This is a genomic window from Citrobacter europaeus (assembly GCF_037482245.1).
Lineage (GTDB): Bacteria > Pseudomonadota > Gammaproteobacteria > Enterobacterales > Enterobacteriaceae > Citrobacter > Citrobacter europaeus.
In genome coordinates this window covers 436,911-462,848 of record NZ_CP148084.1, presented here as the reverse complement: position 1 = coordinate 462,848, position 25,938 = coordinate 436,911, and the positions used below count along the sequence as shown (strand labels likewise).

General features: G+C 51.0%; 19 protein-coding genes, 3 tRNA genes and 4 rRNA genes. 18 read left to right on the top strand and 8 right to left on the bottom strand.

The window, feature by feature from the left end:
* The first annotated feature begins 88 nt into the window (after positions 1-88).
* From msrP to WHR59_RS02225, 11 genes are all read left to right on the top strand, one after another.
* On the top strand, positions 89-1,093 hold the full coding sequence (msrP, locus tag WHR59_RS02275; RefSeq protein ID WP_043017827.1) for a protein-methionine-sulfoxide reductase catalytic subunit MsrP: 1,005 nt from the start codon (positions 89-91) through the stop codon (positions 1,091-1,093).
* A complete protein-coding gene (gene msrQ / locus WHR59_RS02270) occupies positions 1,094-1,693 on the top strand; it encodes a protein-methionine-sulfoxide reductase heme-binding subunit MsrQ (protein WP_286518686.1) in 600 nt (199 codons plus the stop codon).
* Between the two features lie 392 nt (positions 1,694-2,085).
* A complete protein-coding gene (accB, locus tag WHR59_RS02265; protein WP_003025210.1) occupies positions 2,086-2,556 on the top strand; it encodes an acetyl-CoA carboxylase biotin carboxyl carrier protein in 471 nt (156 codons plus the stop codon).
* A gap of 10 nt (positions 2,557-2,566) precedes the next feature.
* Entirely contained in the window at positions 2,567-3,916 is a 1,350-nt protein-coding gene (gene accC, locus WHR59_RS02260; protein ID WP_043017829.1) for an acetyl-CoA carboxylase biotin carboxylase subunit, read from the top strand.
* A gap of 107 nt (positions 3,917-4,023) precedes the next feature.
* Positions 4,024-4,266, top strand: coding sequence for a YhdT family protein (locus WHR59_RS02255; RefSeq protein ID WP_087052973.1), 243 nt, complete (start codon positions 4,024-4,026; stop codon positions 4,264-4,266).
* A complete protein-coding gene (gene panF / locus WHR59_RS02250; protein WP_047408282.1) occupies positions 4,256-5,707 on the top strand; it encodes a sodium/pantothenate symporter in 1,452 nt (483 codons plus the stop codon). Before WHR59_RS02255 ends, panF begins: the two co-directional genes overlap by 11 nt.
* 11 nt (positions 5,708-5,718) lie before the next feature.
* Entirely contained in the window at positions 5,719-6,600 is an 882-nt protein-coding gene (gene prmA, locus WHR59_RS02245; protein ID WP_043017832.1) for a 50S ribosomal protein L11 methyltransferase, read from the top strand.
* 360 nt (positions 6,601-6,960) lie between these two features.
* Entirely contained in the window at positions 6,961-7,926 is a 966-nt protein-coding gene (gene dusB, locus WHR59_RS02240; RefSeq protein ID WP_043017833.1) for a tRNA dihydrouridine synthase DusB, read from the top strand.
* A 25-nt stretch (positions 7,927-7,951) separates the two neighbouring features.
* Positions 7,952-8,248 carry a DNA-binding transcriptional regulator Fis gene (gene fis / locus WHR59_RS02235; protein ID WP_000462905.1) on the top strand — a complete coding sequence of 99 codons (297 nt, stop codon included), beginning with the start codon at positions 7,952-7,954 and terminating at the stop codon, positions 8,246-8,248.
* Between the two features lie 88 nt (positions 8,249-8,336).
* Positions 8,337-9,221, top strand: a complete 885-nt coding sequence (yhdJ, locus tag WHR59_RS02230; RefSeq protein ID WP_043017834.1) for an adenine-specific DNA-methyltransferase — start codon at positions 8,337-8,339, stop codon at positions 9,219-9,221.
* A gap of 82 nt (positions 9,222-9,303) precedes the next feature.
* A complete protein-coding gene (locus tag WHR59_RS02225) occupies positions 9,304-9,468 on the top strand; it encodes a DUF2556 family protein (RefSeq protein ID WP_003025279.1) in 165 nt (54 codons plus the stop codon).
* A 46-nt stretch (positions 9,469-9,514) separates the two neighbouring features.
* Here the strand turns inward: WHR59_RS02225 and envR are convergent, their stop codons facing one another.
* Positions 9,515-10,171, bottom strand: a complete 657-nt coding sequence (envR, locus tag WHR59_RS02220; RefSeq protein ID WP_075145562.1) for an acrEF/envCD operon transcriptional regulator — start codon at positions 10,169-10,171, stop codon at positions 9,515-9,517.
* Between the two features lie 413 nt (positions 10,172-10,584).
* Between envR and WHR59_RS02215 the strand changes: the two genes are divergently transcribed.
* The 7 genes from WHR59_RS02215 to WHR59_RS02185 all read left to right on the top strand — a co-directional run bounded on the left by WHR59_RS02215 (position 10,585) and on the right by WHR59_RS02185 (position 19,980).
* Positions 10,585-11,745: an efflux RND transporter periplasmic adaptor subunit gene (locus WHR59_RS02215; RefSeq protein WP_043017837.1), complete on the top strand. Its 1,161-nt coding sequence runs from the start codon at positions 10,585-10,587 to the stop codon at positions 11,743-11,745.
* An 11-nt stretch (positions 11,746-11,756) separates the two neighbouring features.
* Entirely contained in the window at positions 11,757-14,870 is a 3,114-nt protein-coding gene (locus WHR59_RS02210; protein WP_105179654.1) for an efflux RND transporter permease subunit, read from the top strand.
* Positions 14,871-15,141: 271 nt separating this feature from the next.
* The gene (locus WHR59_RS02205; RefSeq protein WP_043017839.1) at positions 15,142-15,363 is read left to right on the top strand and encodes a lipoprotein; all 222 of its coding nucleotides are present in this window, start codon (positions 15,142-15,144) and stop codon (positions 15,361-15,363) included.
* Between the two features lie 461 nt (positions 15,364-15,824).
* On the top strand, positions 15,825-16,850 hold the full coding sequence (locus WHR59_RS02200; RefSeq protein ID WP_047408269.1) for an amino acid ABC transporter substrate-binding protein: 1,026 nt from the start codon (positions 15,825-15,827) through the stop codon (positions 16,848-16,850).
* A gap of 69 nt (positions 16,851-16,919) precedes the next feature.
* Positions 16,920-18,101 (top strand): amino acid ABC transporter permease, encoded by a 1,182-nt coding sequence (locus WHR59_RS02195; protein ID WP_075145560.1) that lies wholly within the window; start codon positions 16,920-16,922, stop codon positions 18,099-18,101.
* A 9-nt stretch (positions 18,102-18,110) separates the two neighbouring features.
* Complete coding sequence (locus WHR59_RS02190; protein ID WP_338844051.1) at positions 18,111-19,214, top strand: amino acid ABC transporter permease; 1,104 nt, start codon at positions 18,111-18,113, stop codon at positions 19,212-19,214.
* A 7-nt stretch (positions 19,215-19,221) separates the two neighbouring features.
* Positions 19,222-19,980, top strand: a complete 759-nt coding sequence (locus WHR59_RS02185; protein WP_047408260.1) for an amino acid ABC transporter ATP-binding protein — start codon at positions 19,222-19,224, stop codon at positions 19,978-19,980.
* A 256-nt stretch (positions 19,981-20,236) separates the two neighbouring features.
* On the opposite strand, the gene rrf (WHR59_RS02180) is transcribed toward WHR59_RS02185, so the two are convergent.
* The 7 genes from rrf (WHR59_RS02180) to WHR59_RS02150 form a co-directional block, all read right to left on the bottom strand.
* A 5S ribosomal RNA gene (gene rrf, locus WHR59_RS02180) occupies positions 20,237-20,352 on the bottom strand.
* 38 nt (positions 20,353-20,390) lie between these two features.
* Positions 20,391-20,466 (bottom strand) — tRNA-Thr (locus tag WHR59_RS02175).
* Between the two features lie 14 nt (positions 20,467-20,480).
* A 5S ribosomal RNA gene (rrf, locus tag WHR59_RS02170) occupies positions 20,481-20,596 on the bottom strand.
* Between the two features lie 98 nt (positions 20,597-20,694).
* Positions 20,695-23,600 (bottom strand): 23S ribosomal RNA (locus WHR59_RS02165).
* Between the two features lie 203 nt (positions 23,601-23,803).
* Positions 23,804-23,879, bottom strand: a tRNA-Ala gene (locus tag WHR59_RS02160).
* Between the two features lie 108 nt (positions 23,880-23,987).
* Positions 23,988-24,064, bottom strand: a tRNA-Ile gene (locus tag WHR59_RS02155).
* Between the two features lie 71 nt (positions 24,065-24,135).
* Positions 24,136-25,677: ribosomal RNA gene (locus WHR59_RS02150) — 16S ribosomal RNA — on the bottom strand.
* The 16S, 23S and 5S rRNA genes sit together here with 3 tRNA genes alongside, the layout of an rRNA operon.
* Positions 25,678-25,938 lie beyond the last annotated feature (261 nt).

Sequence of the window (25,938 nt, the reverse complement as noted above, 5' to 3'; positions counted from 1 at the left end):
AACGAAATTTCGCGGCATATTTCCAGACTCCCTGCCATATTAACTACGCGTCCCCTGTCAGTTATGACGCGTAAGCCGGGAGTCTGTTATGAAGAAACTACGTCCATTTACAGAAGCCGACGTCACTGACGAGTCGGCTTTTTTTATGCAGCGTCGCCAGGTACTGAAAGCATTAGGGATCAGCGCTGCCGCATTGTCCTTGCCCCACTCTGCGCAGGCTGACCTTCTTAGCTGGTTTAAAGGGAACGACCGCCCACCCGCGCCCGCAGGTAAGCCACTTGATTTCAGTAAACCCGCCGCCTGGCAAAATTCGCTTCCTTTAACGCCAGCGGATAAAGTTTCTGGCTACAACAACTTCTATGAGTTCGGTCTCGATAAGGCAGATCCGGCAGCCAACGCAGGTAGCCTGAAAACCGATCCGTGGACGTTGCAAATCAGTGGCGAAGTGGCAAAACCACTCACCCTCGATCACGATGCGCTGACCGCCCGTTTCCCGCTGGAAGAACGGATTTACCGGATGCGTTGTGTGGAAGCCTGGTCAATGGTTGTGCCGTGGATTGGCTTTCCGTTATATAAACTGCTGGCACAGGTTGAACCCACCAGCAACGCAAAGTATGTCGCGTTCGAAACGCGCTACGCGCCGGATGAGATGCCAGGACAAAAGGATCGTTTTATTGGCGGCGGGCTGAAGTATCCCTATGTTGAAGGCCTGCGTCTGGACGAAGCGATGCATCCACTCACGTTGCTTACCGTGGGGGTTTATGGAAAAGCCCTCCCGCCACAAAATGGCGCGCCCATTCGTTTAATTGTGCCGTGGAAATACGGATTTAAAGGCATTAAGTCGATTGTGAGTATCAAACTCACCCGCGAACGCCCGCCGACCACCTGGAACCTGGCCGCCCCCAATGAATATGGGTTTTATGCCAACGTGAATCCGCATGTCGATCACCCCCGTTGGTCCCAGGCCACCGAGCGTTTCATTGGCGCTGGCGGTATTCTGGACGTTCAACGCCAACCCACGCTGCTGTTTAACGGTTACGCCGATGAGGTTGCATCACTGTACCGTGGTCTTAACCTGCAGGAGAATTTTTAGGTGCGTCTGACTGCGAAACACATTACCGGGCTGAAAGTTTGCCTGCATCTTGCCGGCTTTTTGCCGTTTGTCTGGCTATTTTGGGCGGTAAATAACGGCGGCCTGAGCGCCGACCCGATCAAAGATATCCAGCACTTTACCGGTAGGACAGCTCTGAAATTCTTACTGGCGACCTTGCTGGTCTCTCCTCTTGCGCGCTACGCTAAACAGCCATTATTGATACGCACGCGTCGCCTGTTAGGGCTATGGTGTTTCGCCTGGGCAACGCTGCATTTAACCAGCTACGCGCTTCTGGAACTGGGTATTAATAATCTGGCGCTGTTAGGACGCGAATTAATCACACGACCTTATTTGATGCTGGGCATTGTCAGTTGGGTCATATTATTCGCCCTCACATTAACATCCACGCAGTTGGCGCAGCGAAAGCTGGGTAAAAATTGGCAGTATCTGCACAACTTCGTCTATCTTGTGGCGATCCTGGCACCCATACATTATCTGTGGTCGGTAAAAATTATCTCCCCGCAACCGATCATTTATGCCGCACTCGCTGCGGTGCTGTTAGCCTGCCGATACAAGAAGTTTCGCCAGTGGTGGCGGTAGTTTCACGATATGTGCAGTACGTTGCAAAATGCGGACGATCCGATTTTCTTTACATGTTAACGGTTGATTATCTTCCCTGATAAGACCAGTATTTAGCTGCCAATTGCTACGAAATAGTTATAATGTGCGACTTTGCTATCCCCGGTAGCGTTTTTAGAGCGCGGAAAGGGTGACATTCGCATGTTGAAGGTATATTTTGTCTTTTACCCGAAAATGGCAGAAGATAGCCGCACAATGACTAACAAGTCTGGCAATCTCACTTAATGGCAACCGCACCCAGTGCAACGCCTGAGATGCGTGGCATCTTGTCACTCACTGTTATAAAAATGCTATACAGACGGCGGTAAAACGCTTGTCACAATCTCACTAAACAAAGAGTACGGAACCCACTCATGGATATTCGTAAGATTAAAAAACTGATCGAGCTGGTTGAAGAATCAGGCATCTCCGAACTGGAAATTTCTGAAGGCGAAGAATCTGTACGCATCAGCCGTGCGGCGCCAGCTGCAAGTTTTCCAATGATGCAACAGGCTTATGCTGCACCAGTGATGCAGCAGCCAGCTCTGTCTAACGCTGTCGCACAAACTGCCTCTCCAAGTATGGAAGCTCCGGCAGCAGCGGAAATCAGTGGTCACATCGTACGCTCCCCAATGGTTGGTACGTTCTACCGCACCCCGAGCCCGGATGCGAAAGCGTTCATCGAAATCGGCCAGAAAGTGAATGCGGGCGATACCCTGTGCATCGTTGAAGCCATGAAAATGATGAACCAGATCGAAGCCGACAAATCCGGTGTCGTTAAAGCGATTCTGGTAGAAAGCGGTCAACCGGTAGAATTTGACGAGCCGCTGGTCGTCATCGAATAACGAGGCGAACATGTTGGATAAAATTGTTATCGCCAACCGTGGTGAGATTGCCCTGCGTATTCTTCGTGCCTGTAAAGAACTGGGCATCAAGACTGTCGCGGTGCACTCAAGCGCGGATCGCGATTTAAAACACGTATTGCTGGCGGATGAGACGGTTTGTATTGGCCCGGCTCAGTCCGTAAAAAGCTATCTGAACATCCCGGCTATCATTAGCGCTGCTGAAATCACCGGCGCGGTGGCAATTCACCCGGGCTATGGCTTCCTTTCTGAGAACGCCAACTTTGCTGAGCAGGTAGAGCGTTCCGGCTTTATCTTCATCGGCCCGAAAGCCGACACTATCCGCCTGATGGGCGACAAAGTGTCCGCAATCACCGCGATGAAGAAAGCTGGCGTACCGACAGTCCCTGGCTCTGACGGCCCGCTGGGCGATGACATGGACGCTAACCGCGCTCATGCTAAACGCATCGGCTACCCGGTTATCATCAAAGCCTCCGGCGGCGGCGGCGGTCGCGGTATGCGCGTCGTGCGCAGCGATGCCGAGCTGGCGCAATCCATCTCCATGACCAAAGCGGAAGCGAAAGCGGCTTTCAACAACGACATGGTCTACATGGAGAAGTACCTGGAAAACCCACGCCACATCGAAATTCAGGTGCTGGCAGACGGTCAGGGTAACGCGATTTATCTGGCAGAACGTGACTGCTCCATGCAGCGTCGTCACCAGAAAGTCGTCGAAGAAGCACCAGCGCCGGGCATTACACCGGAACTGCGTCGCTACATCGGCGAGCGTTGCGCCAAAGCATGCGTTGATATCGGCTATCGCGGGGCGGGTACTTTTGAGTTCCTGTTTGAAAACGGCGAGTTCTACTTCATTGAGATGAACACCCGTATTCAGGTTGAACACCCGGTAACCGAAATGATCACCGGCGTTGACCTGATCAAAGAGCAACTGCGCATCGCAGCGGGACAACCGCTGTCCATCAAGCAGGACGAAGTTGTGGTTAAAGGCCATGCGGTAGAATGCCGTATCAACGCCGAAGACCCGAACACCTTCCTGCCAAGCCCGGGCAAAATCACGCGTTTCCACGCGCCGGGTGGCTTTGGTGTGCGTTGGGAGTCCCATATTTACGCAGGCTACACTGTACCTCCGTACTATGACTCAATGATCGGTAAGCTGATCTGCTATGGCGAAAACCGCGACGTAGCGATCGCCCGTATGAAAAACGCATTGCAGGAACTGATCATCGACGGTATCAAAACCAACGTTGATCTGCAGATCCGCATCATGAATGACGAGCATTTCCAGCACGGTGGAACCAATATCCACTATCTGGAGAAAAAACTCGGACTTCAGGAAAAGTAAGCGTGCGTTAACCGAAAAGGCCGGAAATTCCGGCCTTTTGTTTTTCTCCCCTCCCGCACGTGCCATAAGGTACAATCCCCGCTTTCTTTATCCACAAGGGACAAAAAATGGACGCTCGTTTTGTTCAGGCCCATAAAGAGGCGCGCTGGGCGCTGTGGCTGACCCTTTTATATCTTGCCACATGGTTAGTGGCCGCTTACTTACCAGATTCCACGCTCGGCTTTACCGGCTTACCGCACTGGTTTGAAATGGCCTGTCTGCTAACGCCACTGGTTTTCATCTTACTGTGCTGGGCGATGGTGAAGTTTATCTATCGCGACATTCCATTGGAGGATGACGATGCAGCTTGAAGTTATTTTGCCGCTGGTCGCCTACCTACTGGTGGTCTTCGGTCTTTCTGTTTACGCCATGCGTAAGAGAGTGACCGGTACTTTCCTGAATGAATATTTCCTCGGCAGCCGCTCCATGGGCGGGGTCGTGTTAGCCATGACGCTAACGGCAACCTATATTAGCGCCAGCTCATTTATTGGTGGTCCTGGCGCCGCTTACAAATACGGGCTGGGATGGGTACTGCTGGCGATGATCCAGTTGCCTGCGGTATGGCTCTCTTTGGGGATTCTTGGTAAGAAGTTCGCCATTCTGGCGCGCCGCTATAATGCCGTTACCCTCAACGATATGCTGTTTGCGCGCTACCAGAGCCGCCTGCTGGTGTGGCTGGCGAGCCTCAGCTTACTGGTCGCGTTTGTCGGGGCGATGACCGTACAGTTTATTGGCGGCGCACGTTTGCTGGAAACCGCTGCGGGTATCCCTTACGAAACGGGTCTGCTGATTTTTGGCGTCAGTATCGCTTTATATACGGCATTCGGCGGTTTTCGCGCCAGCGTACTGAACGACACCATGCAGGGCATGGTGATGCTGATTGGTACTATCGTTTTGCTGGTCGGTGTCGTTCACGCTGCCGGAGGCCTCAGCAACGCGGTAGTAACTCTGCAAACCATCGATCCTAAACTGGTTTCGCCGCAGGGCGCTGATGACATTCTGTCACCCACTTTCATGACCTCATTCTGGGTACTGGTGTGCTTTGGCGTCATTGGCCTGCCGCACACGGCGGTACGCTGCATCTCTTATAAAGACAGTAAAGCAGTGCACCGCGGCATTATCATCGGCACCATCGTGGTGGCGATCCTGATGTTTGGTATGCATCTGGCGGGGGCGTTGGGGCGTGCGGTGATCCCTGACCTCACGGTACCGGATCTGGTTATCCCTACGCTGATGGTCAAAGTGTTGCCGCCGATAGCTGCCGGGATCTTCCTCGCGGCCCCGATGGCCGCGATCATGTCGACGATCAATGCCCAATTGCTGCAAAGTTCCGCTACGATCATTAAGGATTTGTACCTGAACCTTCGTCCGGAACAGCTGAAAAACGAAACCCGGCTGAAGCGTATGTCGGCAGTCATTACCCTGCTGCTCGGCGCATTACTGCTGCTGGCCGCCTGGAAACCGCCAGAGATGATTATCTGGCTTAACCTGCTGGCGTTTGGCGGGCTGGAAGCCGTTTTCCTGTGGCCGCTGGTGCTGGGCCTGTACTGGGAGCGGGCAAACGCGGCTGGCGCATTGAGCGCGATGATTGTCGGCGGCGTACTTTATGCCGTCCTCGCTACCTTTAACGTTCAGTACCTGGGCTTCCACCCGATTGTGCCCTCGTTACTGATAAGTTTGCTGGCTTTCTTGATTGGCAACCGTTTCGGTTCCGCCGTCCCGCAAGCCGCCATATTGACTACTGATAAATAAAGAGTTTTGCCATGCCATGGATCCAACTGAAACTGAACACGACCGGCGCCAACGCTGAAGAGTTGAGCGATGCGCTGATGGAAGCGGGCTCCGTTTCCATTACTTTCCAGGATACGCATGATACGCCGGTGTTTGAACCTCTGCCGGGCGAGACTCGCCTGTGGGGAGATACCGATGTGATCGGCTTGTTCGATGCAGAAACCGACATGAAAGAAGTGGTTGCCATCCTGGAGCAACATCCGCTGTTGGGCGAAGGCTTCGCGCATAAAATCGAACAGCTCGAAGACAAAGACTGGGAACGCGAATGGATGGATAACTTCCACCCGATGCGCTTTGGCGAACGTCTGTGGATTTGCCCGAGCTGGCGCGATGTCCCGGATGAGAATGCCGTCAACGTGATGCTGGATCCGGGTCTGGCATTTGGCACAGGTACTCACCCTACCACCTCTCTGTGCCTGCAATGGCTGGACGGTCTCGATCTCAACGGCAAAACGGTTATCGACTTTGGCTGTGGCTCCGGCATTCTTGCCATTGCGGCGCTGAAGCTGGGTGCGGCGAAAGCTATCGGCGTGGATATCGATCCGCAAGCGATTCAGGCCAGCCGGGATAACGCCGAGCGCAATGGCGTTTCCGAGCGTCTGGAGTTGTACCTGCCAAAAGACCAGCCAGAAGCGATGAAAGCCGACGTGGTGGTCGCTAACATTCTTGCCGGCCCATTACGTGAGCTGGCGCCGCTAATCAGCGTACTGCCCGTTGAGGGCGGTTTACTGGGGCTTTCTGGTATTCTTGCCAGCCAGGCGGAAAGCGTTTGCGAAGCCTATGCCGATCTCTTTACGCTCGATCCGGTTATCGAGAAAGAAGAATGGTGCCGCATCACCGGTCAGAAAAAATAATCCCTTCTCGTTACCGTTGGTAACGCAATAATCGCTCTTTTTTTCGCAAAAGGATTTGCGGAAATGGGAGCGAGATCGCATTACAAAGTCACTATTTGCTCACAAAAACAGCTTTTTATCCTGATATGTTGAGTCTGGCCGTAATAAAAAAAGAGAAGTTTTTGGAATTTATAAACGGATGAAAAATTAGCACAATATCGTATCCAAATGATTATTAAAGATTTTAATTTGAAACTGTGTACTTAACCAGCAATTCATTGATCCACCTCAGTGGATTGGTCAAAGTTTGGCCTTTCATCTCGTGCGAAAAATGCGTAATATACGCCGCCTTGCAGTCACAGTATGGTCATTTCTTAACTCATGCGCATCGGACAATATCAGCTCAGAAATCGCCTGATCGCAGCACCTATGGCTGGCATCACTGACAGACCATTCAGGACGCTGTGCTATGAGATGGGAGCCGGATTGACGGTATCCGAGATGATGTCTTCTAACCCGCAGGTTTGGGAAAGTGACAAGTCTCGTTTACGGATGGTGCACGTTGATGAGCCAGGAATTCGCACGGTGCAAATTGCCGGTAGCGACCCTGTTGAGATGGCCGATGCCGCACGTATTAACGTGGAAAGCGGCGCCCAGATTATTGATATCAATATGGGGTGTCCGGCTAAAAAAGTGAATCGTAAGCTCGCAGGTTCAGCCCTCTTGCAGCACCCGGACTTAGTGAAATCAATACTAACCGAGGTCGTCAATGCAGTGGACGTTCCTGTCACACTCAAGATTCGCACCGGCTGGGCTCCGGAACACCGTAACTGCGTAGAGATTGCCCAACTGGCTGAAGACTGTGGCATTCAGGCTCTGACCATTCATGGACGCACCCGCGCCTGTTTGTTCAATGGAGATGCTGAGTACGACAGTATTCGGGCAGTTAAGCAGAAAGTTTCCATTCCGATTATCGCGAATGGCGACATTACTGACCCGCATAAAGCCAGAGCTGTACTCGACTATACGGGGGCGGATGCCCTGATGATAGGACGTGCAGCTCAGGGAAGACCCTGGATCTTTCGGGAAATCCAGCATTATCTGGACACTGGGGAGCTGCTGCCCCCGCTGCCTCTGGCAGAGGTGAAGCGCTTGCTTTGTGCGCACATTCGGGAACTGCACGACTTTTACGGTCAGGCAAAAGGGTACCGAATTGCGCGTAAACACGTATCCTGGTATCTCCAGGAACACGCTCCGGATGACCAGTTTCGGCGCACATTCAACGCCATTGAAGATTCCAGCGAACAGCTGGCGGCGTTGGAGGCATACTTCGAAAATTTTGCGTAAACAGAAATAAAGAGCTGACAGAACTATGTTCGAACAACGCGTAAATTCTGACGTACTGACCGTTTCTACCGTTAACTCTCAGGACCAGGTAACTCAAAAGCCCCTGCGTGACTCGGTTAAACAGGCACTGAAGAACTATTTTGCTCAATTGAATGGTCAGGATGTTAACGATCTCTATGAGCTGGTACTGGCTGAAGTAGAACAGCCCCTGTTGGACATGGTGATGCAATACACCCGCGGTAACCAGACCCGTGCTGCCCTGATGATGGGCATCAACCGTGGTACGCTGCGTAAAAAACTGAAAAAATACGGCATGAACTGATACTAATCAGCGAAATGTTTGTTTTAAAAGGCGCTACTCGGCATGGGGAAGCGCCTTTTTTATTAACGTCACACGGGAGGCTTTGGCGATGAACGCAAGATGTGAACCTGTCTATTTTGGCGATGAGTCTAAAAAGATAATCCTGGGTGATGCGCTGACCGAACTGAAAAAGCTGCCGTCTGAAAGCATCGATCTCATTTTTGCCGACCCACCTTATAACATCGGTAAAGACTTTGACGGGATGGTGGAATCCTGGGATGAAGAGGCTTTTCTGGCGTGGCTCTTTGAGTGCATTGACGAATGCCACCGCATTCTCAAACCGCACGGCACCATGTACATCATGAACAGTACGGAGAACATGCCGTACATCGACCTCAAATGCCGCCAGATCTTTACCATCAAGAGCCGTATCGTGTGGTCATATGATAGCTCCGGCGTACAGGCTAAAAAGCACTTTGGGTCGATGTATGAACCGATCCTGATGATGGTAAAAGATCAGAAAAACTACACGTTTAATCGTGATGATATTCTGGTGGAAGCTAAAACAGGCGCTCAACGCGCGCTGATAGACTACAGAAAGAACCCGCCTCAACCTTACAACCAGAAAAAAGTGCCGGGCAATGTCTGGGAGTTTCCACGCGTTCGTTATCTGATGGACGAATATGAAAATCACCCGACGCAAAAGCCCAAAGCCCTGCTTGAACGCATCATTCTGGCTTCCTCCTGCCCAGATGACAGCGTGCTGGATCCGTTTGCCGGTAGTTTCACCACCGGTGCCACCGCCGTGGAATTAGGCCGCAAGTTTGTCGGGATTGAAATCAATGCCGAGTACGTAAAAATGGGACTCAGAAGAATGAGTATTGGCTCTCATTTTTCAGAGATTGAACTTGCAAAGGTAAAAAAGCGGAAGACAAAAAACCTGTCTAAAAAGAGTCGATTAACGGCAAAGAACGGCGATCTTTCAGCAAAGTAAAAGCATTGTAAGTCTGCTTTTCAGCCTACAGATTTCGTGTATATTCCCTGCACGCTTGGGCATGAATACACAGGGCTTGGTAATGATTCGCAAGTATTGGTGGCTGGTTGTTTTTGCGGTCTTCGTTTTTCTTTTTGATGCGCTGCTCATTCAGTGGATAGAGCTGATGACAACGGAGCACGACAAGTGTCGGAATATGAATTCAGTGAACCCTCTTAAGCTTGTCAACTGCGTCGATCTCGAATAGCACGACGGGTAGTACTTCGACAGTCGTCAGGCCCTGGCGGCCAACTCTACCCAGGCTGATTTTCACTCTGCATTAATTGCATTACGCAGCCGTCCGGGCTTAACATTTTTAATACGTTATCAACTAATACTGGCGCTTGCCCATACAAATCATAACTCACTGGATTCATTAACCAGTTTTTTATTATTCCGCTAAAGCTACCGTGCAAAATAATGATGATGACATCTAAATCCAGACTGGTGGCAATCAGATTTTCATCCACGCACTTCTGCAGAGCGTCACGAATGCTTTGATGACTGAGACCTATTTTATCGCGAATAGCCAGCTCTGATATCATATCATTATGGAATTCACATTTATGATATAAAATCTGCATTAATGCCTGCTGGCGAGGATTCTGCGCAATATATTGTAATCCCACCACAAACTTTTCACGCAGTCGCTGTAAAGGATTATCCCCCCAACGTCCAATAAGCTGGTCCTGAATAAGATCGCGCAATGGAGGTTGTTGTAACCATAGCTCATTAAACAGTTGCGTCTTGTTTTCGAAATGCCAATACAGCGCCCCCCGCGTCACGCTGGCGGCATCCGCAATGTCGTTTAACGTCGTATTGCTAACGCCGCGCGCGGCAAACTGCACAATCGCTGTATCTATCAGGTGCTGTCGTGTTTTGAGAGCATCAGCTTTCGTTTTTCTGGCCATGGTTTCGACTGTCTGGGGTAGAGTAGAGAATGATTAACTTTCTTATCTAATATTTGCTATACGGAACAAATGTATCACTTAGCATTTATTTAAACGAGGTCTAACCGCGTTAATTGCAGACATTACACACGAATAAACAAAACAAATAACAATCATAAATATATTCACCAATTCAATATCTATTTCAATATGTGTTTATGCGCATCATAGTATTGCTATTAACGCCATAATGAAACGGCAGTAGATTAATCTTTTTTTGTTTTTACGTGCCGTGTATTGAGCTTATAAATAAGTATTGCTTACATCGCAAGCTAATAATTTGTAGGATAGCCAACTATTATTTTTTCTTGTGCGCGTTATCGCCTCTGCGTTACCCGGTTAATAACGAGCGTTCGGTTTTTTAAGGAATAGAAATGACGAAAAATGCCAGGTTTTCACTCCTGCCCTCATTCATCATCATCTCCGCAGCATTACTCGCCGGTTGTAACGATCAGGGAGAAACACAAGCTCATCCCGCAGAGCCGCAGGTGACTGTTCATGTCGTCGAAAAGGCGCCTTTAGCCGTGACGACTGAACTACCTGGACGCACAACGGCATTTCGTATTGCTGAGGTCCGTCCTCAGGTCAGCGGGATTGTTCTTAAACGGAATTTTACCGAGGGGAGCGATGTTGAAGCCGGTCAGTCGCTTTATCAGATCGATCCCGCGACTTACCAGGCGGACTATGACAGCGCCAAAGGCGAACTGGCAAAGAGTGAAGCGGCTGCCGCTATCGCGCATTTAACGGTAAAACGCTATGTCCCGCTGGTTGGCACCAAGTACATCAGCCAGCAAGAGTACGATCAGGCGATTGCTGATGCCCGCCAGGCCGATGCCTCCGTAATCGCGGCAAAAGCGGCGGTCGAAAGCGCACGTATCAACCTGGCCTACACCAAAGTGACATCGCCCATTAGCGGACGTATCGGTAAATCTAACGTCACCGAAGGCGCATTAGTCACGAATGGTCAGGCAACTGAGCTTGCTACCGTGCAACAGCTTGATCCTATTTACGTCGACGTAACACAGTCCAGTAATGACTTTATGCGCCTCAAGCAATCCGTTGAGCAAGGAAGCCTGCATAAAGACAGCGCCAGCAGTACCGTCGAACTGGTGATGGAAAATGGTCAGTCGTACCCGCTGAAAGGCTCATTGCAATTTTCTGACGTGACGGTTGATGAAAGCACCGGATCCATCACCCTCAGGGCCGTATTCCCTAACCCACAGCACACGCTACTGCCGGGCATGTTTGTGCGCGCGCGCATTGATGAAGGCGTCCAGCCAAATGCCATTCTCGTTCCGCAACAGGGTGTGACGCGCACGCCTCGCGGCGATGCCACCGTGATGGTCGTTAACGACAAGAGTCAGGTTGAGTCTCGCGCAGTCGTCGCCGCACAAGCCATTGGCGACAAGTGGCTCATCAGCGAAGGTCTGCAACCGGGTGACAAAGTTATCGTGAGCGGCTTACAAAAAGCACGCCCTGGCGTTCAGGTTAAAGCAACTGCCGATACCGAAACCCCTGCCACGAAAGCCCAATAAGGTAACCGGACATGGCTAACTTTTTTATCAGGCGTCCTATCTTTGCCTGGGTGCTGGCTATCATTCTGATGATGGCGGGCGCTTTGGCAATCATGCAACTGCCTGTGGCGCAATACCCAACTATCGCCCCCCCTGCGGTCGCCATTTCCGCCACCTACCCAGGTGCGGATGCACAGACGGTACAGGACACCGTTACGCAGGTTATCGAACAGAACATGAACGGTATCGATAACCTGATGTATATGTCCTCCACCAGCGATTCCGCGGGGAGCGTGACCATCACGCTGACCTTCCAATCCGGTACCGACCCCGATATCGCGCAGGTTCAGGTACAAAACAAACTGCAGCTCGCCACGCCACTCCTGCCGCAAGAAGTTCAGCAACAGGGGATTAGCGTCGAGAAATCCAGCAGCAGCTTTTTAATGGTTGCGGGTTTTGTTTCTGATAACCCACAAACCACGCAGGATGACATTTCCGACTACGTCGCCTCGAACGTGAAAGACTCGATCAGCCGTCTTAATGGCGTAGGTGACGTGCAGTTGTTTGGTGCGCAGTACGCCATGCGCATCTGGCTGGATGCAAACTTGTTGAATAAGTACCAGCTCACGCCGGTTGATGTGATCAACCAGTTGAAGGTGCAGAACGATCAGATTGCCGCAGGTCAATTAGGGGGTACGCCTGCATTACCAAATCAGCAGCTTAACGCCTCTATCATTGCGCAAACGCGACTGAAGGACCCTGAAGAGTTCGGCAAAGTGACTTTACGTGTGAACAGCGATGGTTCAGTTGTTCACCTGAAGGACGTTGCACGGATCGAATTGGGTGGTGAGAACTACAACGTCGTGGCGCGTATTAACGGTAAGCCTGCTTCCGGCCTCGGTATTAAGCTGGCAACCGGGGCAAACGCGCTGGATACCGCTAACGCCATCAAAGCTAAGCTGGTTGAGCTGCAGCCGTTCTTCCCTCAGGGAATGAAGGTAGTCTATCCGTACGACACGACGCCGTTTGTAACCATCTCGATTCATGAAGTGGTAAAAACGCTGTTTGAGGCGATCGTACTGGTGTTCCTGGTCATGTATTTGTTCCTGCAAAACATCCGGGCGACGCTCATTCCAACCATCGCTGTCCCCGTCGTATTGTTGGGCACATTCGCCGTACTTGCCGCGTTTGGCTACTCGATAAACACCCTGACGATGTTCGGGATGGTGCTCGCCATCGGTCTATTGGTCGATGATGCGATAGTGGTGGTGGAGAACGTGGAACGCGTGATGATGGAAGATCATCTGCCGCCTAAAGAGGCGACGGAAAAGTCCATGTCACAAATTCAGGGGGCGCTGGTCGGTATCGCCATGGTGCTGTCTGCGGTCTTTATCCCCATGGCCTTTTTTGGCGGCTCAACCGGGGCTATCTATCGGCAGTTCTCCATTACCATCGTTTCCGCCATGGCGCTTTCTGTACTGGTCGCGCTGATCCTGACTCCTGCACTTTGTGCAACGCTGTTGAAGCCGGTATCGGCTGAGCATCACGAGAAAAAAAGCGGTTTCTTTGGCTGGTTTAATGCCAAATTCGATCACAGCGTTAATCACTATACCAATAGCGTCAGCGGTATTGTGCGTAAAACCGGGCGTTACCTTGTCGTCTATCTGATCATCGTGATCGGAATGGCGGTTCTGTTTATGCGCCTGCCGACCTCCTTCCTGCCAGAGGAGGATCAGGGTGTGTTTATGACAATGATTCAACTTCCGGCAGGAGCGACGCAAGAGCGCACCCAGAAAGTACTGGATCAGGTTACTCAGTACTACCTGACCAAGGAGAAAGCTAACGTCGAAAGCGTCTTCACGGTTAACGGTTTTAGCTTCAGCGGTCAGGGGCAAAACTCAGGTCTGGCATTCGTTAGCCTCAAGCCCTGGGATGAACGTAGCGGTGAGGAAAATAGTGTTGAAGCGGTCATTGCTCGCGCTACACGCGCGTTCAGCCAGATCCGCGATGGGTTAGTCTTCCCCTTCAATATGCCCGCTATTGTTGAACTGGGTACCGCAACCGGCTTCGATTTTGAACTGATCGATCAGGGCGGTCTGGGGCATACGGCGTTGACGCAAGCGCGTAACCAGCTGCTGGGGATGGTGGCTAAACACCCCGATCTGTTGGTTCGCGTTCGTCCTAACGGACTTGAAGATACTCCGCAGTTTAAGCTGGATGTTGATCAGGAGAAAGCACAGGCACTGGGGGTTTCGCTGTCGGATATCAACGAAACTATCTCCGCATCACTGGGCGGCTATTACGTTAACGACTTTATTGACCGTGGCCGCGTGAAGAAAGTTTACGTCCAGGGGGATGCAAAATACCGCATGCTGCCAGCGGACATTAATAATCTGTATATCCGCAGCGCCAATGGCGAAATGGTTCCGTTTTCCGCGTTCAGTGCATCACATTGGATTTATGGTTCACCGCGCCTGGAACGTTACAACGGTATGCCATCCATGGAAATACTGGGCGAAGCGGCACCAGGGCGAAGCACTGGTGAAGCAATGGCGCTGATGGAAAGCCTGGCGGAAAAACTGCCAAACGGTATTGGTCATGACTGGACGGGTATGTCCTATCAGGAACGACTGTCGGGTAACCAGGCGCCAGCGCTGTATGCCATCTCGCTAATTGTCGTTTTCCTTTGCCTTGCAGCACTGTATGAGAGCTGGTCGATCCCCTTCTCGGTCATGCTGGTTGTGCCGCTTGGCGTGGTTGGCGCGCTGTTAGCAGCGTCGCTACGTGGGATGAATAACGACGTCTACTTCCAGGTGGGCCTGTTAACTACTATTGGCCTCTCGGCTAAGAACGCCATCCTGATCGTCGAATTTGCCAAAGACCTGATGGATAAAGAAGGCAAGGGCTTGATTGAAGCTACTCTGGAAGCGTCACGCATGCGTCTTCGTCCAATCCTGATGACATCTCTGGCGTTTATTCTGGGGGTTATGCCTCTGGTTATCAGCCACGGTGCCGGGAGTGGTGCGCAAAATGCGGTCGGAACAGGCGTAATGGGAGGCATGCTGACCGCGACACTGTTGGCAATCTTCTTCGTCCCCGTCTTCTTCGTTGTCGTCAGACGGCGTTTTAGTCGGCACAACGATTAATTTGTAAAATAAAGGCGTCTTCGGACGCCTTTTTCACCGATGATGCCCCTCTTTATTTATTAATAAGATAGCTATTTATTTGTTTTTAACCTCTCCTGAAAACCCGCCCGCCACCTTTCTTTTTATCCATTATTTTTACAATCCACATGAATTGAGATTATTCCTCATGTCAGTCTTTTTTTAAGAGGTGGTAAAATAATCCCCGAGTTCGCAGATGGCTTAGCGTTTGTCTTTGCTCGATTAGCGAAACGCTTATATTTGAGGTAACACCATGAAAAGATTAATATCCGTTGCATTGCTTACCGCATTGCTGGCCGGCTGTGCACACGATTCTCCTTGCGTACCTGTATACGACGATCAGGGACGCCTGGTTCATACCAATACCTGTATGAAAGGCACCACTCAGGATAACTGGGAAACAGCCGGTGCCATCGCCGGTGGCGCAGCAGCCGTTGCCGGGCTGACGCTTGGGATAGTTGCCCTGACCAAATAAATCTTCATAAAAGCGCGGTGGGTACCGCGCTTTTTGCAATAAGAATTAAATCTTCATATAAGACAAAACGTTGGTATATAGCACTCAACGTATAATAAAATTATTATAGATTCCCCTCACATATCCACGATTTGAAATTAGCATTTTTTCAGTTCTTCGTAACACCGTGTTTTCTTTTCATTATTCTCACGCCATCAATATTAACGTACGAAATCGTTATCACGCGTTCGGTTTGAATTTTAAATTTTTTGCGCCGAAATGTGGCTTACGTTTCAATTTTGCACCACTTCAGGGCGCTGCATTTATTTATTCCTGTCTACACTCTGCATATTGCGTCGAATAATCGTGCGCAAAAAACCTGGCACTACCTTTGCTTAAAAGAGTATGGCCATCGCCACAGACAGGTAAAAGACGTTTTAAGAACGTTTCCATAACAATAATTCCTCCACACAGGATGCTCTATGAAAAAGATGATAATAGCCAGCCTGGCTGCGGCCGGCGTGCTGCTTGCGGTTACAAATCAGGCTCATGCCGGCGCAACACTTGATGCCGTAAAGAAAAAAGGTTTTGTGCAGTGTGGGATCAGTGACGGGTTGCCTGGCTTTTCTTACGCCGATGCAAGCGGTAAGTTTTCAGGTATTGATGTCGACGTATGTCGTGGCGTTGCCTCCGCCGTATTTGGCGATGATAGCAAAGTAAAATATACCCCGCTTACCGCTAAGGAACGCTTCACCGCGTTACAATCTGGTGAAGTCGACATGCTCTCTCGTAATACCACATGGACCTCTTCTCGTGATGCCGGTATGGGTATGTCTTTCACGGGCGTGACGTATTACGACGGCATTGGTTTTCTTACCCACAATAAAGCAGGTCTGAAGAGCGCTAAAGAGCTGGATGGCGCAACGGTTTGTATTCAGGCAGGAACAGATACCGAACTGAACGTGGCTGACTACTTTAAAGCCAACAACATGAAGTACACCCCCGTCACTTTTGACCGCTCGGATGAATCCGCTAAAGCTCTGGAATCTGGACGCTGCGACACGCTGGCTTCCGACCAGTCTCAGCTGTACGCCCTGCGAATCAAGCTGAGTAATCCGGCTGAGTGGATTGTCCTGCCAGAAGTTATCTCTAAAGAACCACTGGGACCTGTCGTGCGTCGTGGGGACGATGAGTGGTTCTCCATTGTTCGCTGGACGCTGTTCGCCATGTTGAATGCGGAAGAAATGGGCGTTAACTCGAAAAACGTTGATGAAAAAGCGGCTAATCCTGCAACGCCGGATATGGCACACCTGTTAGGTAAAGAAGGGGATTATGGCAAGGATCTGAAGCTTGATAACAAATGGGCTTACAACATTATCAAGCAGGTTGGTAACTACTCGGAGATCTTTGAGCGTAACGTTGGATCGGAAAGCCCACTGAAGATCAAACGTGGACAGAACAACCTCTGGAATAACGGCGGCATTCAGTATGCGCCACCGGTGCGCTAATGCGTAGTGATGTAACGGGCGCCGCAACTGCGGCGCTCAGCCCAGAGTCATAGTTACTGAGGTTTTCTTATGTTCCATCGCCGCTCAACCGTAAAAGGATCGTTATCCTTTTCTAACCCTGCGGTCCGCGCCTGGTTATTTCAAATACTCGCCGTCATTGCGGTTATCAGCATTGCGGTGTATCTCATTCATAACACGATAAATAACCTGAACAATAGCGGTATTACCTCGGGATTTTCTTTTCTCGATCGCAGCGCCGGATTTGGTATTGTCCAGCATCTGATTGATTACGAGCAAGGCGATACGTATGGCCGTGTCTTTATCGTTGGCCTGCTCAATACACTATTAGTTTCAGCACTGTGCATTGTTTTCGCATCAATTCTCGGTTTCTTTCTCGGACTGGCACGCCTGTCAGATAACTGGTTATTGCGAAAGCTCTCAACGATCTACATCGAAACGTTCCGCAATATACCGCCGCTGCTGCAGATCTTCTTCTGGTATTTCGCCGTATTACGTAACCTGCCAGGCCCACGTCAGGCCGTTAACGCGCTGGATTTGATGTTCCTGAGCAACCGGGGGCTCTATATTCCTGCGCCGCAAATGGGAGAAGGTTTTTTTGCCTTTTGCGCCGCTGTCATTATCGCTATCGTCATCACCATCGGGTTATTTCGCTACAACAGAATGCACCAGACCAAAACCGGTCAACTACGCCGGACCTGGCCTACGGCTCTGGCACTGATCGTACTTTTACCGTTGATTGCACAGTGGATGTTTGGTGCTGCACTTCACTGGGATATCCCCGCGCTTCGCGGTTTTAATTTCCGTGGCGGTATGGTGCTTATACCTGAACTAGCGGCTCTGACGCTGGCGCTTTCAGTGTATACCTCAGCGTTTATTGCAGAAATTATTCGGGCGGGAATTCAGGCTGTTCCATATGGCCAACATGAAGCCGCACGCTCGCTGGGTCTGCCAAATCCAGTGACGCTGCGTCAGGTGATCATCCCGCAGGCGCTGCGCGTCATCATTCCTCCATTAACCAGCCAGTATCTGAATATCGTCAAAAACTCCTCACTTGCGGCCGCCATTGGCTACCCGGATATGGTTTCACTGTTTGCCGGCACGGTACTTAATCAAACAGGGCAAGCCATTGAAACTATCGCCATCACGATGTCGGTGTACTTGATCATCAGCCTGAGCATTTCTTTATTGATGAATATTTATAACCGCCGTATTGCACTGATTGAGCGCTAAGGAGCCATGATGACAAAAGCACTGCTGTCTCACCCCTCGCGCCAGAGCAGTAACCCGGCAAGTCGCAGTCTACTCTGGATGCGTAAAAACCTGTTCTCCAGTTGGTCAAACAGCCTACTCACACTGCTGTGCGTCTGGCTGATTTGGTCATTTCTTCCGCCATTGTTGAACTGGGTATTCTTTCAGGCCAACTGGGTCGGTTCAACCCGAGCAGACTGCACCAAAGCCGGAGCCTGCTGGGTGTTCATTCATGAACGCTTTGGGCAATTCATGTATGGACTTTATCCCCACGATCAGCGCTGGCGCGTAAATCTGGCCCTGATAATTGGTTTGCTGTCTATCGTTCCCATGTTCTTGAAAACAATCCCGCATCGTGGCCGCTCTATCGCCGTCTGGGCCGTCGTTTATCCAGTGGTGGTTTGGTGGTTGATGTACGGTGGTTTTTTCGGGCTGGAGCGCGTAGAAACCCGGCAGTGGGGTGGATTAACACTGACGCTTATCATCGCATCCGTGGGGATTGCGGGCGCGCTTCCGTGGGGCATTTTACTGGCGCTGGGACGTCGTTCTCATATGCCAGTCGTGCGGATTTTATCCGTCATTTTTATTGAGTTCTGGCGCGGTGTGCCGTTGATTACCGTTCTGTTTATGTCTTCGGTCATGCTTCCTCTGTTTATGTCCGAAGGGACCAGTATCGACAAACTTATCCGAGCGCTGGTCGGCGTTATTCTTTTCCAGTCAGCCTATGTCGCAGAAGTAGTTCGCGGAGGGTTACAGGCCCTACCTAAAGGTCAGTATGAAGCCGCTGAATCACTGGCATTAGGATACTGGAAAACACAAGGGCTGGTCATTCTCCCGCAAGCCCTCAAGCTGGTTATCCCGGGTCTGGTTAACACGATTATCGCCTTATTCAAGGATACCAGCCTGGTCATCATCATCGGCTTATTTGATCTCTTCAGTAGCGTGCAGCAGGCCACTGTGGACCCCGCGTGGTTGGGTATGTCGACGGAAGGATATGTTTTCGCCGCTCTGGTTTACTGGATCTTCTGTTTCAGCATGTCGCGTTATAGCCAACATCTGGAAAAACGTTTTAACACCGGGCGTACACCGCACTGAGGAATTTATGAGTCAATTATTAATGCAGTCTACTGACGCGATGATTACGCTGGAAAACGTCAACAAATGGTACGGACAGTTTCATGTCCTGAAAAACATCAACCTGAAGGTAAAGCAGGGCGAGCGCATCGTATTGTGCGGTCCTTCCGGTTCGGGTAAATCAACAACTATTCGCTGTATCAACCATCTGGAAGAGCATCAGCAAGGACGTATTGTGGTGGATGGGATAGAACTCAATGAAGACATCCGCAATATTGAGCGCGTCAGACAGGAAGTTGGCATGGTCTTTCAGCACTTTAATCTCTTTCCTCATTTGACGGTCCTGCAAAATTGCACGCTGGCGCCAATCTGGGTGCAAAAGATGCCGAAAAAAGAGGCTGAGGTACTGGCAATGCACTACCTTGAGCGAGTTCGCATTGCGGAACATGCGCATAAATATCCCGGGCAAATCTCTGGTGGACAGCAACAGCGTGTAGCCATTGCGCGCTCGCTGTGCATGAAACCCAAAATCATGTTGTTTGATGAGCCCACATCAGCGTTAGATCCTGAAATGGTAAAAGAAGTGCTGGATACCATGATAGGTCTGGCGCAATCAGGCATGACCATGTTGTGTGTTACTCATGAGATGGGCTTTGCCCGCACAGTGGCCGACCGGGTGATCTTTATGGATCTTGGCGAGATTGTGGAACAGGCACCACCGGATGAGTTTTTTGCTCACCCCAAATCCGAACGCACCCGCGCGTTTTTATCGCAGGTTATTCATTAAAGCCACACGCCGGATACAGTTCCGGCTTTTTCCCACGTATAAACGTGAAAAGGCCATCCTGACGGATGGCCTTTTCACTTATTTGATGTCTGGCAGTTTATGGCGGGCGTCCTGCCCGCCACCCTCCGGGCCGTTGCTGCGCAACGTTCAAATCCGCTCCCGGCGGATTTGTCCTACTCAGGAGAGCGCTCACCGACAGACCACAGATAAAACAAAAGGCCCAGTCTTTCGACTGAGCCTTTCGCTTTTATTTGACGTCTGGCAGTTCCCTACTCTCGCATGGGGAGACCCCACACTACCATCGGCGCTACGGCGTTTCACTTCTGAGTTCGGCATGGGGTCAGGTGGGACCACCGCGCTACAGCCGCCAGACAAATTCTTTTCTAAGTGCCGAACTTTAACCGAAAAACTGGTGCTGATACCCAGAGTCGAACTGGGGACCTCACCCTTACCAAGGGTGCGCTCTACCAACTGAGCCATATCAGCACACTAAATTTGATGCCTGGCAGTTCCCTACTCTCGCATGGGGAGACCCCACACTACCATCGGCGCTACGGCGTTTCACTTCTGAGTTCGGCATGGGGTCAGGTGGGACCACCGCGCTACAGCCGCCAGGCAAATTCTGTTTATCAACACACCTCTTGGGCATGTCGATGTAATCTGTATCAGGCTGAAAATATCTTCTCAAATCCGCCAAAACATCTTCGGCGTTGTAAGGTTAAGCCTCACGGTTCATTAGTATCGGTTAGCTCAATGTATCGCTACACTTACACACCCGACCTATCAACGTCATAGTCTTTAACGTTCCTTCAGGAGACTTAAAGTCTCAGGGAGAACTCATCTCGGGGCAAGTTTCGTGCTTAGATGCTTTCAGCACTTATCTCTTCCGCATTTAGCTACCGGGCAATGCCATTGGCATGACAACCCGAACACCAGTGATGCGTCCACTCCGGTCCTCTCGTACTAGGAGCAGCCCCCCTCAATTCTCCAGCGCCCACGGCAGATAGGGACCGAACTGTCTCACGACGTTCTAAACCCAGCTCGCGTACCACTTTAAATGGCGAACAGCCATACCCTTGGGACCTACTTCAGCCCCAGGATGTGATGAGCCGACATCGAGGTGCCAAACACCGCCGTCGATATGAACTCTTGGGCGGTATCAGCCTGTTATCCCCGGAGTACCTTTTATCCGTTGAGCGATGGCCCTTCCATTCAGAACCACCGGATCACTAAGACCTGCTTTCGCACCTGCTCGAGCCGTCACTCTCGCAGTCAAGCTAGCTTATGCCTTTGCACTAACCTCCTGATGTCCGACCAGGATTAGCTAACCTTCGTGCTCCTCCGTTACTCTTTAGGAGGAGACCGCCCCAGTCAAACTACCCACCAGACACTGTCCGCAACCCGGGTAACGGGTCTACGTTAGAACACCAGCCATTAAAGGGTGGTATTTCAAGGTTGGCTCCACGCAGACTGGCGTCCACGCTTCAAAGCCTCCCACCTATCCTACACATCAAGGACCAGTGTTCAGTGTCAAGCTATAGTAAAGGTTCACGGGGTCTTTCCGTCTTGCCGCGGGTACACTGCATCTTCACAGCGAGTTCAATTTCACTGAGTCTCGGGTGGAGACAGCCTGGCCATCATTACGCCATTCGTGCAGGTCGGAACTTACCCGACAAGGAATTTCGCTACCTTAGGACCGTTATAGTTACGGCCGCCGTTTACCGGGGCTTCGATCAAGAGCTTCTCCTTACGGATAACCCCATCAATTAACCTTCCGGCACCGGGCAGGCGTCACACCGTATACGTCCACTTTCGTGTTTGCACAGTGCTGTGTTTTTAATAAACAGTTGCAGCCAGCTGGTATCTTCGACTGATTTCAGCTCCATGAGCAAGTCACTTCACCTACCATCAGCGTGCCTTCTCCCGAAGTTACGGCACCATTTTGCCTAGTTCCTTCACCCGAGTTCTCTCAAGCGCCTTGGTATTCTCTACCTGACCACCTGTGTCGGTTTGGGGTACGATTTCGTGTTACCTGATGCTTAGAGGCTTTTCCTGGAAGCAGGGCATTTGTTACTTCAGCACCGTAGTGCCTCGTCATCACACCTCAGCGTTAATAAGGTACCGGATTTACCTGGAACCTCCGCCTACATGCTTAAACCGGGACAACCGTCGCCCGGCTAACATAGCCTTCTCCGTCCCCCCTTCGCAGTAACACCAAGTACAGGAATATTAACCTGTTTCCCATCGACTACGCCTTTCGGCCTCGCCTTAGGGGTCGACTCACCCTGCCCCGATTAACGTTGGACAGGAACCCTTGGTCTTCCGGCGTGCGGGTTTTTCACCCGCATTATCGTTACTTATGTCAGCATTCGCACTTCTGATACCTCCAGCATGCCTCACGACACACCTTCAACGGCTTACAGAACGCTCCCCTACCCAACAACACATAGTGTCGCTGCCGCAGCTTCGGTGCATGGTTTAGCCCCGTTACATCTTCCGCGCAGGCCGACTCGACCAGTGAGCTATTACGCTTTCTTTAAATGATGGCTGCTTCTAAGCCAACATCCTGGCTGTCTGTGCCTTCCCACATCGTTTCCCACTTAACCATGACTTTGGGACCTTAGCTGGCGGTCTGGGTTGTTTCCCTCTTCACGACGGACGTTAGCACCCGCCGTGTGTCTCCCGTGATAACATTCTTCGGTATTCGCAGTTTGCATCGGGTTGGTAAGTCGGGATGACCCCCTAGCCGAAACAGTGCTCTACCCCCGAAGATGAATTCACGAGGCGCTACCTAAATAGCTTTCGGGGAGAACCAGCTATCTCCCGGTTTGATTGGCCTTTCACCCCCAGCCACAAGTCATCCGCTAATTTTTCAACATTAGTCGGTTCGGTCCTCCAGTTAGTGTTACCCAACCTTCAACCTGCCCATGGCTAGATCACCGGGTTTCGGGTCTATACCCTGCAACTTAACGCCCAGTTAAGACTCGGTTTCCCTTCGGCTCCCCTATTCGGTTAACCTTGCTACAGAATATAAGTCGCTGACCCATTATACAAAAGGTACGCAGTCACCCCATAAAGAGGCTCCCACTGCTTGTACGTACACGGTTTCAGGTTCTTTTTCACTCCCCTCGCCGGGGTTCTTTTCGCCTTTCCCTCACGGTACTGGTTCACTATCGGTCAGTCAGGAGTATTTAGCCTTGGAGGATGGTCCCCCCATATTCAGACAGGATACCACGTGTCCCGCCCTACTCTTCGAGTTCACAACATATGCACTTTTGTGTACGGGACTATCACCCTGTACCGTCGGACTTTCCAGACCGTTCCACTAACACACATGCTGATTCAGACTCTGGGCTGCTCCCCGTTCGCTCGCCGCTACTGGGGGAATCTCGGTTGATTTCTTTTCCTCGGGGTACTTAGATGTTTCAGTTCCCCCGGTTCGCTTCATTACGCTATGTATTCACGTAATGATAGTGTGACGAATCACACTGGGTTTCCCCATTCGGAAATCGCCGGTTATAACGGTTCATATCACCTTACCGACGCTTATCGCAGATTAGCACGTCCTTCATCGCCTCTGACTGCCAGGGCATCCACCGTGTACGCTTAGTCGCTTAACCTCACAACCCGAAGATGTTTCACTTCTGATTGCGAAAATTTGAGAGACTCGAACACACCATTTTTCATTTCTTATTACGGAGAAATGAAACAGTGTGTCGTTTCAATTTTCAGCTTGATCCAGATTTTTAAAGAGCAAAACTTCGCAGTGAACCTTTTCAGGTACACTCTGAAGTTTTCTTGTGTTGTTGCAGTAAGTAAAGGATGGTGGAGCTATGCGGGATCGAACCGCAGACCTCCTGCGTGCAAGGCAGGCGCTCTCCCAGCTGAGCTATAACCCCATCGTAAATACTTATCTCTGTACCCTAATTCGTTTCCGGGCAAGGCGCGGTGGTGCGAAGCATACTGAAGTATGCGAGCATCGCCGTAACACAGCACGGAGGCGAATTTGGTAGGCCTGAGTGGACTTGAACCACCGACCTCACCCTTATCAGGGGTGCGCTCTAACCACCTGAGCTACAAGCCTGCAGAGATTTTCTTACTGCTAATTTTCATCAGACAATCTGTGTGAGCACTACAAAGAACGTTTCTTTAAGGTAAGGAGGTGATCCAACCGCAGGTTCCCCTACGGTTACCTTGTTACGACTTCACCCCAGTCATGAATCACAAAGTGGTAAGCGCCCTCCCGAAGGTTAAGCTACCTACTTCTTTTGCAACCCACTCCCATGGTGTGACGGGCGGTGTGTACAAGGCCCGGGAACGTATTCACCGTGGCATTCTGATCCACGATTACTAGCGATTCCGACTTCATGGAGTCGAGTTGCAGACTCCAATCCGGACTACGACATACTTTATGAGGTCCGCTTGCTCTCGCGAGGTCGCTTCTCTTTGTATATGCCATTGTAGCACGTGTGTAGCCCTACTCGTAAGGGCCATGATGACTTGACGTCATCCCCACCTTCCTCCAGTTTATCACTGGCAGTCTCCTTTGAGTTCCCGGCCTAACCGCTGGCAACAAAGGATAAGGGTTGCGCTCGTTGCGGGACTTAACCCAACATTTCACAACACGAGCTGACGACAGCCATGCAGCACCTGTCTCAGAGTTCCCGAAGGCACCAAAGCATCTCTGCTAAGTTCTCTGGATGTCAAGAGTAGGTAAGGTTCTTCGCGTTGCATCGAATTAAACCACATGCTCCACCGCTTGTGCGGGCCCCCGTCAATTCATTTGAGTTTTAACCTTGCGGCCGTACTCCCCAGGCGGTCGACTTAACGCGTTAGCTCCGGAAGCCACGCCTCAAGGGCACAACCTCCAAGTCGACATCGTTTACGGCGTGGACTACCAGGGTATCTAATCCTGTTTGCTCCCCACGCTTTCGCACCTGAGCGTCAGTCTTTGTCCAGGGGGCCGCCTTCGCCACCGGTATTCCTCCAGATCTCTACGCATTTCACCGCTACACCTGGAATTCTACCCCCCTCTACAAGACTCTAGCCTGCCAGTTTCGGATGCAGTTCCCAGGTTGAGCCCGGGGATTTCACATCCGACTTGACAGACCGCCTGCGTGCGCTTTACGCCCAGTAATTCCGATTAACGCTTGCACCCTCCGTATTACCGCGGCTGCTGGCACGGAGTTAGCCGGTGCTTCTTCTGCGAGTAACGTCAATCACCAAGGTTATTAACCTTAATGCCTTCCTCCTCGCTGAAAGTACTTTACAACCCGAAGGCCTTCTTCATACACGCGGCATGGCTGCATCAGGCTTGCGCCCATTGTGCAATATTCCCCACTGCTGCCTCCCGTAGGAGTCTGGACCGTGTCTCAGTTCCAGTGTGGCTGGTCATCCTCTCAGACCAGCTAGGGATCGTCGCCTAGGTGAGCCGTTACCCCACCTACTAGCTAATCCCATCTGGGCACATCCGATGGCAAGAGGCCCGAAGGTCCCCCTCTTTGGTCTTGCGACGTTATGCGGTATTAGCTACCGTTTCCAGTAGTTATCCCCCTCCATCGGGCAGTTTCCCAGACATTACTCACCCGTCCGCCACTCGTCACCCAAGGAGCAAGCTCCTCTGTGCTACCGTTCGACTTGCATGTGTTAGGCCTGCCGCCAGCGTTCAATCTGAGCCATGATCAAACTCTTCAATTTAAGTTTGATGCTCGTGAATTAAACTTCGTAATGAATTACGTATGTTCACTCAGGAGACTTGGTATTCATTTTTCGTCTTGCGACGTTAAGAATCCGTATCTTCGAGTGCCCACACAGATTGTCTGATAAATTGTTAAAGAGCAGTTGCGACGCGCTTTAGCGCTCTGTCGCGAGGTGGCGTATATTACGCTTTCCTCTTTCAGAGTCAACCCTCATTTTCAGGTTTTTCTCTTCAACCGAACCGGCTGTTTGCGTGAAGTG

Excerpts from the sequence above, each read along its gene's own strand:
- msrP (WP_043017827.1), top strand. The coding sequence starts at position 89 with ATGAAGAAACTACGTCCATTTACAGAAGCCGACGTCACTGACGAGTCG.
- accB (WP_003025210.1), top strand. The coding sequence starts at position 2,086 with ATGGATATTCGTAAGATTAAAAAACTGATCGAGCTGGTTGAAGAATCA.
- accC (WP_043017829.1), top strand. The coding sequence starts at position 2,567 with ATGTTGGATAAAATTGTTATCGCCAACCGTGGTGAGATTGCCCTGCGT.
- WHR59_RS02255 (WP_087052973.1), top strand. The coding sequence starts at position 4,024 with ATGGACGCTCGTTTTGTTCAGGCCCATAAAGAGGCGCGCTGGGCGCTG.
- panF (WP_047408282.1), top strand. The coding sequence starts at position 4,256 with ATGCAGCTTGAAGTTATTTTGCCGCTGGTCGCCTACCTACTGGTGGTC.
- prmA (WP_043017832.1), top strand. The coding sequence starts at position 5,719 with ATGCCATGGATCCAACTGAAACTGAACACGACCGGCGCCAACGCTGAA.
- dusB (WP_043017833.1), top strand. The coding sequence starts at position 6,961 with ATGCGCATCGGACAATATCAGCTCAGAAATCGCCTGATCGCAGCACCT.
- fis (WP_000462905.1), top strand. The coding sequence starts at position 7,952 with ATGTTCGAACAACGCGTAAATTCTGACGTACTGACCGTTTCTACCGTT.
- yhdJ (WP_043017834.1), top strand. The coding sequence starts at position 8,337 with ATGAACGCAAGATGTGAACCTGTCTATTTTGGCGATGAGTCTAAAAAG.
- WHR59_RS02225 (WP_003025279.1), top strand. The coding sequence starts at position 9,304 with ATGATTCGCAAGTATTGGTGGCTGGTTGTTTTTGCGGTCTTCGTTTTT.
- envR (WP_075145562.1), bottom strand. The coding sequence starts at position 10,171 with ATGGCCAGAAAAACGAAAGCTGATGCTCTCAAAACACGACAGCACCTG.
- WHR59_RS02215 (WP_043017837.1), top strand. The coding sequence starts at position 10,585 with ATGACGAAAAATGCCAGGTTTTCACTCCTGCCCTCATTCATCATCATC.
- WHR59_RS02210 (WP_105179654.1), top strand. The coding sequence starts at position 11,757 with ATGGCTAACTTTTTTATCAGGCGTCCTATCTTTGCCTGGGTGCTGGCT.
- WHR59_RS02205 (WP_043017839.1), top strand. The coding sequence starts at position 15,142 with ATGAAAAGATTAATATCCGTTGCATTGCTTACCGCATTGCTGGCCGGC.
- WHR59_RS02200 (WP_047408269.1), top strand. The coding sequence starts at position 15,825 with ATGAAAAAGATGATAATAGCCAGCCTGGCTGCGGCCGGCGTGCTGCTT.
- WHR59_RS02195 (WP_075145560.1), top strand. The coding sequence starts at position 16,920 with ATGTTCCATCGCCGCTCAACCGTAAAAGGATCGTTATCCTTTTCTAAC.
- WHR59_RS02190 (WP_338844051.1), top strand. The coding sequence starts at position 18,111 with ATGACAAAAGCACTGCTGTCTCACCCCTCGCGCCAGAGCAGTAACCCG.
- WHR59_RS02185 (WP_047408260.1), top strand. The coding sequence starts at position 19,222 with ATGAGTCAATTATTAATGCAGTCTACTGACGCGATGATTACGCTGGAA.